Source organism: Rhodococcus sp. LB1 (assembly GCF_001583455.1).
In the GTDB taxonomy this organism is placed as follows: Bacteria; Actinomycetota; Actinomycetes; order Mycobacteriales; family Mycobacteriaceae; genus Rhodococcus_F; species Rhodococcus_F opacus.
Window position 1 is genome coordinate 33765 of sequence record NZ_LTCZ01000396.1, and the last position, 15293, is coordinate 49057.

13 protein-coding genes and 1 pseudogene are annotated in these 15293 nt (G+C 68.3%); 12 read left to right on the forward strand and 2 right to left on the reverse strand.

Annotated elements, in window-relative coordinates:
- A pseudogene (locus AZG88_RS37940) lies at nt 1-843 on the forward strand (HNH endonuclease); the annotation flags it as partial.
- Here the strand turns inward: AZG88_RS37940 and mftM are convergent.
- The gene (mftM, locus tag AZG88_RS37945) at nt 789-1673 is read right to left on the reverse strand and encodes a mycofactocin oligosaccharide methyltransferase MftM (RefSeq protein ID WP_061700623.1); all 885 of its coding nucleotides are present in this window, start codon (nt 1671-1673) and stop codon (nt 789-791) included. The pseudogene AZG88_RS37940 and the gene mftM sit on opposite strands and share 55 nt — an antisense overlap.
- Before the next feature lie 38 nt (nt 1674-1711).
- Entirely contained in the window at nt 1712-2335 is a 624-nt protein-coding gene (gene mftR, locus AZG88_RS37950) for a mycofactocin system transcriptional regulator (protein WP_005253797.1), read from the reverse strand.
- Between the two features lie 133 nt (nt 2336-2468).
- Between mftR and mftA the strand changes: the two genes are divergently transcribed.
- The 11 genes from mftA to AZG88_RS38000 all read left to right on the forward strand — a co-directional run bounded on the left by mftA (nt 2469) and on the right by AZG88_RS38000 (nt 15218).
- A complete protein-coding gene (mftA, locus tag AZG88_RS49310; protein ID WP_005573048.1) occupies nt 2469-2564 on the forward strand; it encodes a mycofactocin precursor MftA in 96 nt (31 codons plus the stop codon).
- Nucleotides 2565-2566: 2 nt separating this feature from the next.
- Nucleotides 2567-2869 carry a mycofactocin biosynthesis chaperone MftB gene (mftB, locus tag AZG88_RS37955; RefSeq protein WP_080578158.1) on the forward strand — a complete coding sequence of 101 codons (303 nt, stop codon included), beginning with the start codon at nt 2567-2569 and terminating at the stop codon, nt 2867-2869.
- Nucleotides 2870-2904: 35 nt separating this feature from the next.
- The gene (gene mftC, locus AZG88_RS37960) at nt 2905-4122 is read left to right on the forward strand and encodes a mycofactocin radical SAM maturase (protein ID WP_007295767.1); all 1218 of its coding nucleotides are present in this window, start codon (nt 2905-2907) and stop codon (nt 4120-4122) included.
- Between the two features lie 29 nt (nt 4123-4151).
- The gene (gene mftD / locus AZG88_RS37965; RefSeq protein WP_061041805.1) at nt 4152-5333 is read left to right on the forward strand and encodes a pre-mycofactocin synthase MftD; all 1182 of its coding nucleotides are present in this window, start codon (nt 4152-4154) and stop codon (nt 5331-5333) included.
- Between the two features lie 16 nt (nt 5334-5349).
- The gene (locus AZG88_RS37970; RefSeq protein WP_061700624.1) at nt 5350-7314 is read left to right on the forward strand and encodes a mycofactocin system FadH/OYE family oxidoreductase 1; all 1965 of its coding nucleotides are present in this window, start codon (nt 5350-5352) and stop codon (nt 7312-7314) included.
- Nucleotides 7315-7322: 8 nt separating this feature from the next.
- Nucleotides 7323-8135, forward strand: a complete 813-nt coding sequence (locus AZG88_RS37975; protein ID WP_061700625.1) for a mycofactocin-coupled SDR family oxidoreductase — start codon at nt 7323-7325, stop codon at nt 8133-8135.
- Entirely contained in the window at nt 8132-10093 is a 1962-nt protein-coding gene (locus AZG88_RS37980) for a mycofactocin system FadH/OYE family oxidoreductase 2 (protein ID WP_005239484.1), read from the forward strand. Before AZG88_RS37975 ends, AZG88_RS37980 begins: the two co-directional genes overlap by 4 nt.
- A 40-nt stretch (nt 10094-10133) precedes the next feature.
- On the forward strand, nt 10134-10856 hold the full coding sequence (gene mftE, locus AZG88_RS37985) for a mycofactocin biosynthesis peptidyl-dipeptidase MftE (RefSeq protein WP_025432221.1): 723 nt from the start codon (nt 10134-10136) through the stop codon (nt 10854-10856).
- A 106-nt stretch (nt 10857-10962) separates the two neighbouring features.
- Nucleotides 10963-12363 carry a mycofactocin biosynthesis glycosyltransferase MftF gene (gene mftF, locus AZG88_RS37990; RefSeq protein ID WP_025432222.1) on the forward strand — a complete coding sequence of 467 codons (1401 nt, stop codon included), beginning with the start codon at nt 10963-10965 and terminating at the stop codon, nt 12361-12363.
- Entirely contained in the window at nt 12363-13835 is a 1473-nt protein-coding gene (gene mftG / locus AZG88_RS37995; RefSeq protein ID WP_005239495.1) for a mycofactocin dehydrogenase MftG, read from the forward strand. Before mftF ends, mftG begins: the two co-directional genes overlap by 1 nt.
- A 66-nt stretch (nt 13836-13901) precedes the next feature.
- Complete coding sequence (locus AZG88_RS38000) at nt 13902-15218, forward strand: helix-turn-helix domain-containing protein (protein WP_061700626.1); 1317 nt, start codon at nt 13902-13904, stop codon at nt 15216-15218.
- Nucleotides 15219-15293: the final 75 nt, after the last annotated feature.

Consider the following 15293-nt stretch of genomic DNA (forward strand, 5'->3'; position numbering starts at 1 on the left):
ACGAATGGCGAGCCACCCTGTTGGTGCGCGAAACAGCCTGCCTGTCGGCGGCGGATCGGGGCAGCGTGGATCGCCGGTTGTGTTCGGACCCGGCCACTCTCGACGGGGTCGGGGACCGGGGTCTGATCGCACGGGCGAAGGCGTTGGCGGTCGAACTCGACGCCGCAGCGGTCGTGGCCCGGCATCGCAAGGCGGTGTCCGAGCGGCGGGTGACGACACGGCCGGCGCCGGATTCGATGGCGTATCTGAGTGTGTTGATGCCGGTCGAGCAGGCCGTGTGCCTGCGGGCCACGCTGGGGCGNNGCATCGGTGGCGTCGGGTGTCCCGGTGGCGGTGAATCTGGTGCTCTCGGACGAGACCCTGCTGGCCGGCGGGCACGAGGCCGCGCAGTTGCAGGGGTTCGGACCGGTGCCGGCGGGGATCGCCCGGCAGCTGGTGGCCGACGCCGTCGACAATGACACCGAGACGTCGCTGCGGCGGGTGTATTCCTGCCCGCAGTCGGGGGCGCTGACCGCGATGGAATCGCAGTCCCGCACGTTCCCGAAGAGTCTGCGACAGCTGATCGACCTCCGCGACCGGACGTGCCGAACGCCCTGGTGTGATGCCCCGATCCGGCATCACGACCACATACGTTCACGCCGAGAATCCGGTGCCACGACGGCGGAAAACGGGTCCGGGCTCTGTGAGGCCTGCAATTACGCGAAAGAAGCACCGGGCTGGACGGCCCGACCCGTGCACAACCCCGGCCGCACCCACCTCATCGACGTCCGCACCCCGACCGGGCACCACTACCGGTCGGCGGCCCCGCCGCTCCCGGTTCCGGCGCACCTGCGGGCGTCGTGAGGTGGTAAGCCGTCGATGACGAGCCAGCCGCCGTGGTGTTCGAACACCTCGAACGGGCGTCCCGTCGATTCACCGAGCTTCGTGAGCGACGGGGTGTCGAAGGTGCGGATGTGTCCGTGGCAGGCCGTTGCCTCGTCCTCGTAGGGGACGGCGACGACAACCCGGTCGCGGGCAACGCGGAGGGCCTCGGATATCACTGCAGCCCCGATGTTTTCGTCCACGTGTTCGAGGAGGTGGATGGCGGTGACGGTGTCGGCGCTGTTGTCGGGAACCGGTACGTGCGCGGCGTCGCACACGAGGGTGCGCAGATCGAGTCCGAGTTCCGGTGCCACGGCGTCGAGGAGGGTCATGGTGCCGGGCAGGATGTCGGTTGCCGTGACGGACCGACCGGCGCGGGCGAGTCGGAGCGGAAGGAATCCGAAGCAAGACCCGAGGTCGAGGACGGAGCCACGGACCAGTTGTTCCGCCTTCTCGTGGATCGGTGCGAAGTCGGCGGTGCCGTCCAGCAGTTCGTTCAGGGAGTTGCGGTAGTAGACGGTCCACGCTTCGAGCGCACCGTCGACGGTGGAGCGGACCAGTCCGACCATGGTCGATTCGAATTCGTCCTGACCGAAGTCGGCGTCCTCGATGGACGCGGTAACCGAGGCGACGAGTCGTTCGCTCAGATCTTCGGGTGTCAGGGCGTGCGCCACCCGCAGCTGGTCGCCGTCACGGGTAAGTGTGAGCGGCCCGGCCGCGACCCGCTCGACCGTGACGTGACCGTGTGACCACAGCCCGGATTCGCACGGTGCGAGAGAGTCGAAAGCGGGTGTGTCGAGAGTGGAAGTCATTCGAGGCAACCTTGCCGAGAGGTGATGGCGGGAGTGGGTCAGGTTCGGGAGTCGGGCTCGCCGAGGGAACTCAGCCCATCGTAGAGCGATTGCATTCCGCTGGCGAGTAGTTCGTTGAGTTCGAGCGAATCGTCGTCGAGCCACTGCTCGTACGCCGACATCGCAACGCCGAGTAGAAGATAACCGACTGTCCGCGGAACATGGTCGGTCGGTGAGGTTCCGAGCCGGCTCGCGACGTACTCGGCGATGACGTTGCGCCACCCTTCGTACATGACCACCGAATACGCCTGCAGGGCCGGGACTCGCAGGATCAGCCCCATGCGCTTGCGGTGGTTGATTTCCTCGCTCGCGGGGAACGCGTTGAACTGGAGGAGTGCTGCGGTGAGTCCGTCGACGATCGGGATGTCGTCGGGTTGCGCTGCGAGTTGGGCGCGCATTTCGGCGAGGTGAGCGTCGAAGTCTCCCCATGGGATCGCGTTCTTGGACGGGAAGTAGCGGAAGAGGGTGCGCCGGGCGATGCCGGACGCTTCGGCGACTTCGTCGACGCTGGTGGCGTCGAACCCCTGTTCCGTGAACAGTTCGATCCCGACGGTACTGATCCGATCCTGCGTCGTGGACGGGCGTCGCCCTATCCGACTGGATGGTTTTCGACGACTTCTCAATTTTCGTCCCCTCCTGATCTGTCATTCTGCACTCGATGCCATTACAGTGGTGAGGCGAGTCACAGGGACGGTCTCGTATGACGGGGAACATCCCTCCGGCTCGCGCCGTATCACCGAACAGTAGGAGGAAATCATGTCGGATCGCGACAACAACGTGCTGGAAAACGACTTGGTCGAGGAATCCCTGGTGGAAGAGGTCTCGATCGACGGCATGTGCGGCGTGTACTGATCATGTCCGCTCCAGCTTCTGCTTCAGTGGCCGGCAACGCCGGTATCGATCTCGATGTGGGCTGGAAGCTTCATCCGCAGGTGGCGCTGCGTCCCGAACCTTTCGGGGCGCTGCTCTACCACTTCGGGACGCGCAAGCTGTCGTTCCTGAAGAACCGCACGATCGTCGCGGTGGTCGAAGCGCTTCCCTCACACGCCGACGCCCGGTCCGCATTGCGGGCGCAGGGTATCGGGGACGACACTGCCGCGCAGTATGCGCGCGCGCTCGGCACGTTGGCCGAGTCGCACATGATCGTCCCCGCCTGACCAGCTCTCTCCACCCGTACCAGAGGACACAGCCCATGACCTCCATGCTCGAAAGGCCTTCCGCTCCGGTCGGCCGCCTCGTCGACCAGTTCGAACTCGGTCTCGACGCCCCGATCTGCCTCACCTGGGAGTTGACCTACGCGTGCAACCTGTCGTGTGTGCACTGTCTGTCCTCCTCCGGCCGGCGTGACCCGCGGGAGTTGAGCACCGAGCAGTGCAAGTCGATCATCGACGAACTGCAGCGTATGCAGGTCTTCTACGTGAACATCGGCGGCGGTGAGCCGACGGTTCGCTCGGACTTCTGGGAGCTGGTCGACTACGCGACCGCTCACCAGGTGGGGGTGAAGTTCTCCACGAACGGGGTGAAGATCGACAAGAAGGTCGCCGCCCGGCTCGCGGCCAGCGACTACGTCGACGTGCAGATCTCCCTCGACGGCGCGACGGCCGAGGTCAACGACGCCGTTCGTGGTCCGGGTTCGTTCGCGATGGCGGTGCGGGCACTCGAGAATCTGTCCGAGGCGGGTTTCAAGGACGCCAAGATCTCGGTGGTGGTCACCCGGCACAACGTGTCTCAGCTCGACGATTTCAAAGCCCTGGCCGACAAGTACGGCGCCACCCTCCGCATCACCCGGCTGCGACCGTCGGGGCGCGGCGCGGACGTGTGGGACGAACTGCACCCCACGCAGGCGCAGCAGCGCGAGCTGTACAACTGGCTGGTCGCCAACGGCGAGGGCGTACTCACCGGCGACTCCTTCTTCCACCTATCCGCCTACGGCGATGCGTTGCCCGGTCTGAACCTGTGCGGCGCCGGACGGGTGGTGTGCCTGATCGACCCGATCGGCGACGTCTACGCCTGCCCGTTCGCGATCCACGAGCAGTTCCTCGCGGGAAACATCGTGGCGGACGGCGGTTTCCAGCAGGTGTGGCAGACGTCGGAGCTGTTCCAGGAGCTGCGGTCCCCGCAGACCGGCGGCGCGTGCAGCAAGTGCAACCACTACGACTCCTGCCGCGGTGGATGCATGGCCGCGAAGTTCTTCACCGGGCTGCCGATGGACGGCCCGGACCCCGAATGTGTGATCGGCAACGGCGAACTGGCGTTGGCTGCCGCGGGGGAGATCCCGAAATCCAGTGTCGACCACTCCCGCACCGGCCAGCGCCGGACTCCGCGGGCGCCGGTTCCGTTGACGCTGATGGTGCGTCCGCCGGCCAAGATTTGTGACGAGAACCCGCTTGCGGGCATGGACCAGACGTAAGTCGTCTGCCAGGTACGAGAGGTATTGCCATGGGTAAGAATCCGTTCTTCGAGACGGTGGCGGAGGCTCAGCGTCGCGCGAAGAAGCGCCTGCCGAAGTCGGTGTACGCGGCGCTGATCGCCGGTTCCGAGCGGGGCGTGACTGTCGACGACAACATCGCGGCGTTCGCCGAGCTGGGGTTCGCCCCCCACGTCGTCGGTCTGTCCGACAAGCGTGAGCTGTCCACGACCGTGATGGGACAGCCGATTTCGCTGCCCGTCGTGATCTCCCCGACCGGTGTGCAGGCGGTGCATCCCGACGGTGAGGTCGCGGTCGCCCGTGCGGCGGCGGCACGCGGAACGGCGATCGGTCTGAGCTCGTTCGCGAGCAAGTCGATCGAGGAGGTCACGGCGGCCAATCCTCAGACGTTCTTCCAGATGTACTGGGTCGGTACCCGGGACGTGTTGATCCAGCGGATGGAACGCGCCCGTGCCGCCGGGGCGACCGGACTGATCATCACCACCGACTGGTCGTTCTCGTACGGACGCGACTGGGGCAGCCCGGCCATCCCCGAGAAGATGGACCTCAAGGCGATGCTCCAGTTCGCCCCCGAGGGCATCAGCCGTCCGAAGTGGTTGTACGAGTTCGCGAAGACCCGCAAGATCCCGGATCTGACCACCCCGAACCTGGCGCAGCCCGGTCAGGAACCGCCCACGTTCTTCGGTGCCTACGGCGAGTGGATGCAGACGCCGTTGCCGACGTGGGACGACATCGCGTGGCTGCGCGAGCAGTGGGGCGGACCGTTCATGCTCAAAGGTGTCATGCGTGTCGACGACGCGAAGCGCGCCGTCGACGCCGGGGTCACCGCGATCTCCGTGTCGAATCACGGCGGCAACAACCTCGACGGCACCCCGGCGCCGATTCGGGCGCTGCCCGCCATCGCGGAGGCCGTCGGCGACCAGGTCGAGGTGCTTCTCGACGGCGGTATCCGCCGTGGCAGCGACGTCGTGAAGGCCGTCGCGCTCGGCGCGAAGGCGGTCATGATCGGCCGCGCGTACCTGTGGGGCCTCTCGGCGAACGGTCAGGCCGGCGTCGAGAACGTCCTCGACGTCCTCCGCGGCGGTATCGACTCGGCGCTGCTCGGGCTGGGTCATTCGTCCATCCACGACCTCACGCCGTCCGACGTCGTGATCCCGCCCGGATTCGCCCGTGTGCTCGGCGCCGAATCCTGACCGACGAACGGCGTAGATGTCTGCGCGACTGACAGACCCGATCACCCTGGCCGGACGCCACGCCCGGTCCAGGGTGCTTCTGGGTCCGCACCCCACCAATCTCGGTGTGGGAAGAACGCTTTCACCGCGGCACGTCGCGTACTACGAACGTCGGGCGCGTGGTGGCGCGGGGATCGTCGTCACCGAGGTTGCGTCGGTCCATGCCTCCGACTGGCCGTACGAGCGGGCGCCGCTGGTGTCCGACTGCGTCGGCGGCTGGCGGGACGTCGTCGCGGCGTGCCGTCCGCACGGCACGCTGGTGCTGGCCGGGCTGGGGCATACCGGACTGCAGGGGTCGAGTGCGTATTCGCAGGCGGTGCTGTGGGGACCGTCAGGAATTGCCGACGTGATCTCCCGTGAGATGCCGATGCAGATGGAGCAGGCGGAGATCGACGTTCTCGTCGAGGGCTTCCGTGCGGCGGCGGCCGCGGCCGTGTCCGCGGACGTGGACGGTGTCGAGCTCGACGCCGGACCGAGAGGGCTGCTGCGACAGTTCCATTCGAACCTCACCAACATGCGCGAAGACGGGTACGGCGCCGACCCGCTGCGCCTCACCCGGGAGGTCCTCGCCGCCGTCCGCGACGAGTTGGGCCCCGGCCGGGTCCTGTCCCTGCGCCTGAGCTGCGACGAGGCGACGTCCTGGGCGGGGATCACGCCGTCGATCGCCGCGGGACACGCACGGGAACTTGCCGAGGCACTCGACCTGCTCGTGGTGGTCCGGGGCGGGCCGATGACGCCGAACGCCTACCGCCCCGACTTCCACCAGCCACCCGCGTTCAACACCGAACTCTGCCGGGACATCCGCGCGGCCGTCGCGGGCATGGTCCCGGTCGTTCTTCAGGGCAGCGTCGTCGATCCTGCCGATGCCCGGCGGGCGCTCGACGAGGGTGTCGCCGACGTCGTCGAGATGACGCGTGCCCAGATCGCCGACCCCGACCTCGTCGTCAAGATCCGGCGCGGTGCGGTGCCGCGGCCGTGCGTCCTGTGCAATCAGACGTGCCAGGTGCTCGACCCCCGCAATCCGGTCGTCACCTGCGTCGGTAATCCGACGGCCGGATACGAGACGGTCGATGCCGCCGAGGACACCGCTGATGTGGCCACCGGCGCGGTGCTCGTGGTCGGCGGCGGTCCGGCAGGTCTCGAGGCGGCGCGAGTGCTTGCCCTGCGCGGTCACCGGGTCACGCTGGCGGACGCGTCGGCTCGGTTCGGCGGGATGGTGCGGGCCGCCCCGGGTGCGCCGCACCTCACGGCGCTGGCCGACTGGCTCGAGGACGAATGCCGGAGGCTCGGAGTCGAATTCCGTCTCGGTACCGCTGTCTCGGACGCCGAACTCGACGCCGCGGAACGCGAGGGCGCGAGGGTGATCCTCGCGACCGGCAGCAGGCCGCGCCCGTTGCCGTTCCCGGTCGAGGGGAGCGTCCGGTGTGTCGGCGCCGCGGACCTGCTGGACGGCGGCGCGCCGGCGGAAGGGCCCCACGTCGTCTTCGACCCGGTCGGCGGACCGGTCGGCGTGGCAATCGCCGAATGGCTCGCGGCGCGGGGGCGGGCCGTGAGCATCGTGACCCAGGATTCCGTGGCCGGCTCGCGACTCGGCATGACCGGGGATCTCGCCGACGCCAACACCCGTCTGCAACGAGCCGGGGTGACGCGCCACCTCGACAGCCGCATCGTGTCGATCGGCGACGAAGGTGTGCGCTTACGCAACCGGTACACCGCCGAAGAGTCGGTGGTGCCGTGCGCCCTGCTGATCGACTGCTCGCATCGCCTCCCCGAGGACACCCTCGGCTCGTCGCACACGGATGCGGTGCGGGTCGGCGACTGCGTGGCTCCCCGCACACTGCTCGAGGCTGTCCGTGAGGGTCGCGCCGAGGCGCTGACCTGGACCGCACACGGACAGAACGAGTTCGACCACCATCCGTTCACCCTCGTCAACGAGAGATAGGACATTTCATGGGACAGTTCGACGACAAGGTCGCGTTCATCACCGGGGCTGCCCGTGGGCAGGGGCGGACGCACGCGGTGCGGCTGGCGCGGGAAGGTGCGGCGATCATCGCCGTGGACATCTGCGGGCCGGTGTCGGAGTACAACAGTTACGAGCCGGCGACGCCGGACGACCTGGCCGAGACGGTGCGGCTCGTGGAATCCGAGGGCGGCAAGATCCTCGCCGAGCAGGCGGACGTGCGGGACAGTGCGCAACTGAAGGCTGTCGTCGACCGGGGAGTCGAACAGTTCGGCCGACTCGACATCGTGATCGCAAACGCCGGGATCTGCAATTGGAACCGCTTCTGGGAGATGCCCGACGAGCAGTGGGAGACGCTGATCGACGTGAACCTCACCGGCGCGTGGAAGACGCTGAAGGCTGCGGTCCCGGCGCTGATCGAGGGAGGTCGCGGGGGTTCGATCATCGTGATCAGCTCCGTTGCGGGTATCAAGCCACTTCCCGGGCAGGCGAATTACGCCGCCTCCAAGTTCGGGCTCGTCGGACTCACCCAGACCGCGGCGAAGGAACTGGGCGAATACGACATCCGAGTCAACTCCGTTCATCCGTACGGGGTGAAGACTCCGATGGGCACCGATCCGGGCAGCCTCGTGATACTCGAGAAGCACCCGCACTATCTGTCGAGCTTCGGCACCATCCTCACCGACCACCCGATGGCCGACACCGACGACATCACCGACGCGGTGCTGTGGCTGGCCGGTGACGGTTCGCGGAGGGTCACGGGCAGTCAGGTCGCCGTCGACATGGGCAACACCAAGGTGTGAGCACCTCCGCGTACCGCCACCTGTTCACCCGATTGCGCCTGGGGCCGCTGACCCTGCGCAATCGGGTGGTCTTCTCCGCGCACCTCACGGGGTACGCCGTCGACGGCCTGCCCACCGCGCAGCACGCCGCCTACTATGCGGCGCGCGCGAAGGGCGGTGCGGGCCTGATCATCTCCGAGGAGCACGCCACCCATCCGGGGGACTGGCCGTACGAGAAGGTGATCGCCGGCTACCGGCCGGAGGTCGTCCCGGGGTACCGGCGGATCACCGACGCGGTCCACGAGCACGGTGTCCCGATCCTGGCTCAGGTCAACCACAACGGCGGCCAGGGATCGAGCATGTACTCGCGGCGGCCGCTGTGGGCGCCGAGCGCTGTCCCCGATTCACTGTTCCGTGAGGTTCCCAAGGCGGTCGATCAGCGGGAGATCCGGACCCTCGTCGACGGGTACGCGCGCGTGGCCGAGCACTGTGTCCGAGGCGGATTCGACGGGATCGAACTGCAGTGCTCCCACTCGTCGCTGGTGCGCAGTTTCCTCGCCCCCGCCACGAACCAGCGCACGGACCGTTATGGAGGGTCGCTGGAGAACCGTGCCCGGTTCCTCCTCGAGGTCGTCGAGGCAGTGCGTGCCGCGATCGGTCCGGACCGCGCACTCGGGGTGAGGCTCGCGGGGGAGGATCTGTTCGACGGTGGAGTCCGCCTCGACGAGGCGGTGGAGGTGGCCGCTCTGATGGAGGCGGACGGCCGGGTCGACTACATCAACACGTCCATCGGGATGGCCACCGAGACGCTCCATATGATCGAGGCGTCCATGGCCGTCCCTCGCGGGTATGCGTTGTTCGTCCCGAACGCCATCCGGCAACGGGTCGGTCTTCCCGTGGTCGGTGTCGGTCGATTCTCGGATCCGCACCAGGCCGACCAGGCTCTGCACGAGGGGCACTGCGACCTGATCGGGATAGTGCGCGGCCAGATCGCGGACCCGGACTTTGCGGCGAAGGCCCTGGCCGGCGAAGAGGGAAACCTCCGAACGTGCCTGGCGTGCAATCAGGAATGCATCGGACGCATGGGGCTGGGCCGGTGGCTCGGGTGCGTCGTCAACCCGCGCGCGGGCAGGGAAGCGGTCCCGCTGCCCGAACCGACCGTTCGCGGCAGGCGGGTCTTCGTGGTCGGCGGGGGACCGGCCGGGTTGAAGGCCGCGGCGACCGCGGCGCAGCGTGGTCACGACGTCACGCTGTTCGAACGCGCGACTGTTCTCGGCGGCCAGGTCCGGACGGCCGCCGCCGTCCCGGGTCGCCGCGAGTTCCTCGAGCTCGTCGTCGATCTGGAATCGGAATGCGTTCGGCGCGGTGTGGACGTGCGGACCGGCACCGACGCGACCGCTGAGACGGTGGTGCAGGGACGACCCGACGTGGTGGTGCTCGCGACCGGCGCACGTCCGCGACGTCCGCGTTGGGCGGGTGCGTCGGGCCGGGTGGTGGACGTGCGGGACGTGCTGGAAGGTCGCGCGCGTCCGTCCGGGACGGTGCTGGTGGTCGACGAACTGGGATTCCATCAGGGCACGTCCGTCGCAGAGTTCGTCGCCGACGCCGGGTGTGCCGTCACGATCTGCACACCAGGGATGATCGTCGGCCAGGACCTGGGCATCACGCTGGACCTCGAGGGATGGAACCGGCGGGCGCACGGCAAGGGCATCACGCAGGTGACGGACGTGGTGCCGACCGGGTGCGACGTCGTCGACGGCGGGCGGCTCGCGGTCACGCTCCTGCACCACCCGACGGGTGAGCCGCGGCAGCTCACCGTCGACTGGGTGGTGTCCTCGGCGCATCAGCGGCCGGAGGACGGTCTCTGGAAAGAGCTGGCCGACAGCGGTATCGAGGTCCATCGCATCGGCGATTCCCTGGCTCCGCGCCGCGCGCATTCCGCCGTCATCGAGGGGGAGCGGGTGGCGCTCGCGCTGTAGTGCGAGCAGCAGCCGGTTCCGCGTCGCCTAGCATCGGAGGATGCCCCATTCCGGACACCTCGACGACGCGGTGTGGCCCGAACTCGTGTCCCGTGTGTCGACGGTCGTCGTCCCGGTCGGCTCCCTCGAGCAGCACGGTCCGCATCTGCCGCTCGACACCGACACCGCCATCGCCGATGCCGTGTCCCGCGCGCTGCCGCACGTACTGGTGGCACCCCCGATCGCCTACGGCGCCAGCGGCGAGCACGAGGGGTTTCCCGGGACCGTCTCGCTCGGCGCGGAGGCGCTCGAGACCGTCCTGGTCGAGTACGGCAGGTCCGCGTGCCGGTGGGCCGACCGCGTGCTGTTCGTCAACGGACACGGTGGAAACGGGCCCGCGCTCGTCAAGGCTGTCGCCTTGCTACGGTACGAGGCTCGCGATGTGGCCTGGGTGCCGTGTGCAGTACCCGGGGCGGACGCTCATGCCGGGCGTACGGAAACGTCCTTGTTGCTACACCTTTCACCCGGTCGGGTGAGGTTGTCCAGGGCTGAAGCCGGTAATACGGAACCTGTTGCGAGGTTGATGCCAAGACTGCGCGAAGGCGGTATGGTCGCCGTGTCGGCCAACGGCGTGCTCGGTGACCCGACGGGCGCTACGGCCGCGGAGGGGGCGCAGATCTTCGGCGTACTCGTCCACACAGTCACCAAGGCACTGGCCCGGTGGGAACCGGGCCCCGATGGAAGGCTCCGGTGGGAACCGGGCGCCGATGGGAGGCTCCGATGACCCGCACGGGCGTCCTCGAGTTGCCGAGGGCGGATTTCCGGCATGCCGACGCGACTAATTTCCGGCATGCCCTGCCAGCGCTCTCCGATCCGCATACGATCGACTGATGCGCCAAGCTCGACTTCCCGATGGATTCGGGATCCGAATCGACCCCAAGGTACGCGCATATTCCGGAGGTCGAGTGCTCATCGGCGGTTCGCCGACTCGGATGCTGAAGCTGGCGCCCACCGCGGCGGCCATGATCGGAGACGGCTACCTCGAGGTCGTCGATCCGCAGTCCGCGGTCGTCGCACGCCGCCTCCTCGATTCGGGGGTCGCCAACCCGCGTCCCATGAGTACTCCGTCCCCCCGGGATGTCACCGTTGTCATTCCGGTGAAGAACAACGCGTCCGGGCTGCATCGGGTGCTGGCCTCGCTCCGCGGACTCGAGGTGGTCATCGTCGACGACGGCTCCGACGTCCCGATCGTCGCCCCCGTGCTGCAGAACGGGTGCGGTGGCCGCGTCACCGTCCTGCGCCACGAGACGGCCAAGGGGCCTGCCGCGGCGCGGAACACCGGTCTGCGTTACGCCGCAACTCCGTTCGTGGCGTTCCTCGACTCAGATGTCCTGCCGCGCACCGGCTGGATCGAGGTCATGCTCGGCCACTTCAGCGATCCCGCCGTCGCACTCGTCGCCCCGAGGATCGTGGCGCTCGAACCCGAGGCGAGCACACTCGCGCGGTACGAGCACGCCCGCTCCTCCCTCGACCTCGGACGCAAGGAGTCCGCGGTCCAATCCGGCGGCCCGGTGTCGTACGTCCCGAGCGCTGCGATGATCGCCCGTCGCGAGGTGCTCGACGAGTTCGGCGGCTTCGACGAGTCAATGCACGTGGCGGAGGACGTCGACCTGTGCTGGCGACTCCAGGAGTCGGGCTGGCGACTGCGGTACGAGCCGGTGGCCCACGTCGCGCACGATCACCGTGTGACGTTCGGAAAGTGGTTCGACCGCAAGCTGTTCTACGGCACCGGTGCGGCGCCGCTGGCGGCGAGGCATTCGGGCATGGTTCCACCGCTGTCGATGTCGCCGTGGACGTTCTTCGCGTGCCTCGCCGCCGCCACCTGCACCCGGCTGGGCCTGCTCGGCGCCGTCGCCACACTCGCGATGATGTTGCTGCGCCTGCGCCGCATGTTCACCGGCCTCGACCAGCCGACCCGCATCGCCGCGATACTCGCGGCCCAGGGCTTCGCCGGCGGTGCCTGGCAGTTGGCGTCCGCGATGTGTCGCCACTACTGGCCGATCACACTGCTGGCGGTGCTGCTCTCGAAACGGATTCGCCGCATCGCGCTCGCGATCGCCGTCGCCGAGGGCGTCGCCGACTGGGTGACCCACCGGGAGCCCGGAGGGCTGGGACCCGTGCGGCACACGGTGTTCAAGCGGATCGACGACGTCGCGTACGGCGCCGGGCTCTGGAAGGGCGCGATCACCGCCCGCGACCTCGACGCATTGAAGCCCCGGTTGAAGTCGTAGTGGCCGATCCGATTCGCGCCGCCGACGTCGTGGTCGTGGGTGGCGGTTCGAGCGGATGTGTGGTGGCCGCTCGGCTCAGCGAGAATCCCGGACGATCGGTTCTCCTCCTCGAGTCCGGACCCGGTTACCGGTCGGTGTCCGACTGTCCCGTGCTCGACTACCGGACGCTGCCGGTCGGTCCGGGCAGCGCGTTCGCCGAGACGTACGGCGTGGAGTTGGCGCCGAGCGTTCCCTCGGCCATGGTGCGCGGGCACGTCCTCGGCGGTTCGGGCGCCGTCAACGGCGCCTACTTCGTCCGTGGGACGGAAGCGGATTTCCGGCACTGGCCCGCGTCGTGGTCGTACGAGAACGTGCTGCCGGCCTTCCGGGCACTCGAGCGTGACGCCGACTTCGACGACTCCCGGCACGGCACGACCGGGCTGATGCCCGTTCGCAGGCAGCCCGCGGAACGGCTGAGCGAGATCAGCGCGGCATTCCGCGCCGCGGCGCTCGGCGCAGGACATCCCGAGGAACCGGACAAGAACGGCGCAGGCGTCGGCGGGATCGGTCCGGTGCCCCTGAATGTCGACGGCGGCCGCCGAGTCAGCACGGCAGTGGCGTACCTGCTGCCGGCGTGGGAACGGCCCAATCTGACGGTCGAAGCGAATTCCGACGTCGTCCGAATCCTGTTCTCCGGTAACGAGACCGTCGGGGTGGAGGTGGAGTCGGACGGCGTGCGGCACACGGTCCGCACCGGCCGGGTCGTGCTGGCGGCAGGTCCCGTCGAAACCCCGGTGCTGCTGATGCTTTCGGGAATAGGACCGGCAGAACACCTGACGAACAACGACATTCCCGTCGTACTCGACGCGCCCGGTGTCGGTAGCGATTTCAGTGATCACCCCGAAGTGGCTCTGCCGTACCGTATTCGGGACACGCTCCGCCGCAGTGACACGAGTCCGGTGGTCGAAACGGTGCTGAATGTCGGCGACCTCGAGATCCGTCCGTACACGGCGCCGTTCGACGTGCTCGTCCCCGGATCCGGGCAGCCCGACCCGGTCCTCGGGATCGGGCTCATGGTGACGGACAGCCGGGGCGACATCCGGCTCACGTCGCGGCACCGCCGGGACCGTCCCCGAATCGAATACCGCTACGCGCAATCGGCCGCCGACCGCCGGGCGCTGCGCGAGGGGCAGGCCATCGGACTGGAACTGCTCCGATCGCCGGAGCTCGGTCCGCTGGTCGTGCCGCTGTCCGAGGAGGTGTCCGATCGCGCGGTGCTCGCGCATCTGGGGACGTCGCTGCACCTGTGCGGCAGTTGCCGGATGGGCGGACGCGACGACGAGGGGGCGGTGGTGGACGAGTGGTGCAACGTCCGCGGAATGGAAGGGCTGACCATCGCCGACACCTCGGTGTTCCCGGTGGTCCCGAGCCGTGGGCCGCACGCCACGGCGGTGATGGTCGCCGAGCGCGTCAGTACCTTCCTGGGGGAGTGACCGAGGGGGCGACACGGGCCCGTGTGATGCGGGTTACAGTAGGCAGAGACGCCGTGGAGGAGTTCGATGCAAAGTCAACCGCCCACAGGGGGCAATCCGTGGGTCGCCGTGCGCCCGGGAGACGACGTCGCGATGCTGGCACGCAGGGTGTCGTCGGCGCATCAGTTGTTCGTCGAGCGTCACGCACCCTCCGGTCGTGCCCCGGACGGTGAGGGAAATTCCGTCCGTTCCGTCATCCTCGACTCGTGGATGCGCAGCACCAGCAAGGGAGTGAACCCGGACGGGTCGGCCCGCGCGGTCGATCTGGCGGCCGCGGATCTCGCCACGTACCGGGCGTCGCACCCGATGTCGATCATCCGCCCGGTGGTCCGCAAGCTTCTCGTCGAGGACGCCGCCGACACCGGACTGCTCGTGGCCATCACGGACGAGAAGGGTCAGCTGCTGTGGGTCGAGGGCGATTCGTCCGCCAAGGACCGCGCACTGGAGATGAACTTCGTCGAGGGTGCCGACTGGAGTGAGGACACCGTCGGCACCAACGCCCCGGGTACCGCGCTGGCGCTCGACCATTGCGTACAGATCTTCGGTGCCGAGCATTTCAGCCGCTCGGTGCACGACTGGAGTTGTTCGGCGGCGCCCGTCCACGACCCCGCGACCGGGCTGATCGTCGGGGCGATCGACATCACCGGTGGTCCGCGGGTGGCGGTGCCCGAGGTGCTCTCGCTGATCAGGGCGACCGTCGCGGCCGCCGAGGCGGAGTTGCGACTGCACCAGCTGCGTTCACCGCACCCGCTCGTCGAGACGGTACTGCGGTTGGAGGTCCTGGGATCGGGACGGCCGACTCTGGTTCGTGGGCCCGAACGCATCCCGCTGTCGCAGCGGCACGCGGAGATTCTCCTGCTCCTGGCGGAGCACCCCGAAGGCCTGAGTTCCGACCGCCTCGCGGTGCTGCTCGACGAGAACGAACTCGACGCCGTCACGATTCGTGCCGAGATGTCGCGCTTGCGTAAGGTTTTCGGTCCCACAAACCTCGGTTCACGGCCCTATCGGCTGCTCGCCGAATTGACGTCGGACGTCCGGCAGGTCCGCGGAGCCCTGGATCGCGGCGAGCTCGCCGCCGCCCTCGACGTCTACTCGGGCCCGGTCCTTCCCGGGTCTGAGGCGCCCGGGGTCGAGGATCTTCGCGACGAGTTGCGGGCACGCGTCCAGGCGGCGCTGCTGCGCGAGGGTGATCAACGGTTGCTCGCCAAATGGACCACGTCCGTCCACGGCCGCGAGGACGTCGCCGCATGGGAGGCGTATCTGGCAGGTCTCGACCCTCGTTCGCCCCTGTATTCCCAGGTCAAGTCCAGGATCGATCTGTTCGATCAGCAGTACGCAACGTAGTTGCAACGGTACGGTCCCTAGTGTTGTGAGTCACACCCAGTTCCACCCGAGTTTCACGACACCAGGGAGTTATCG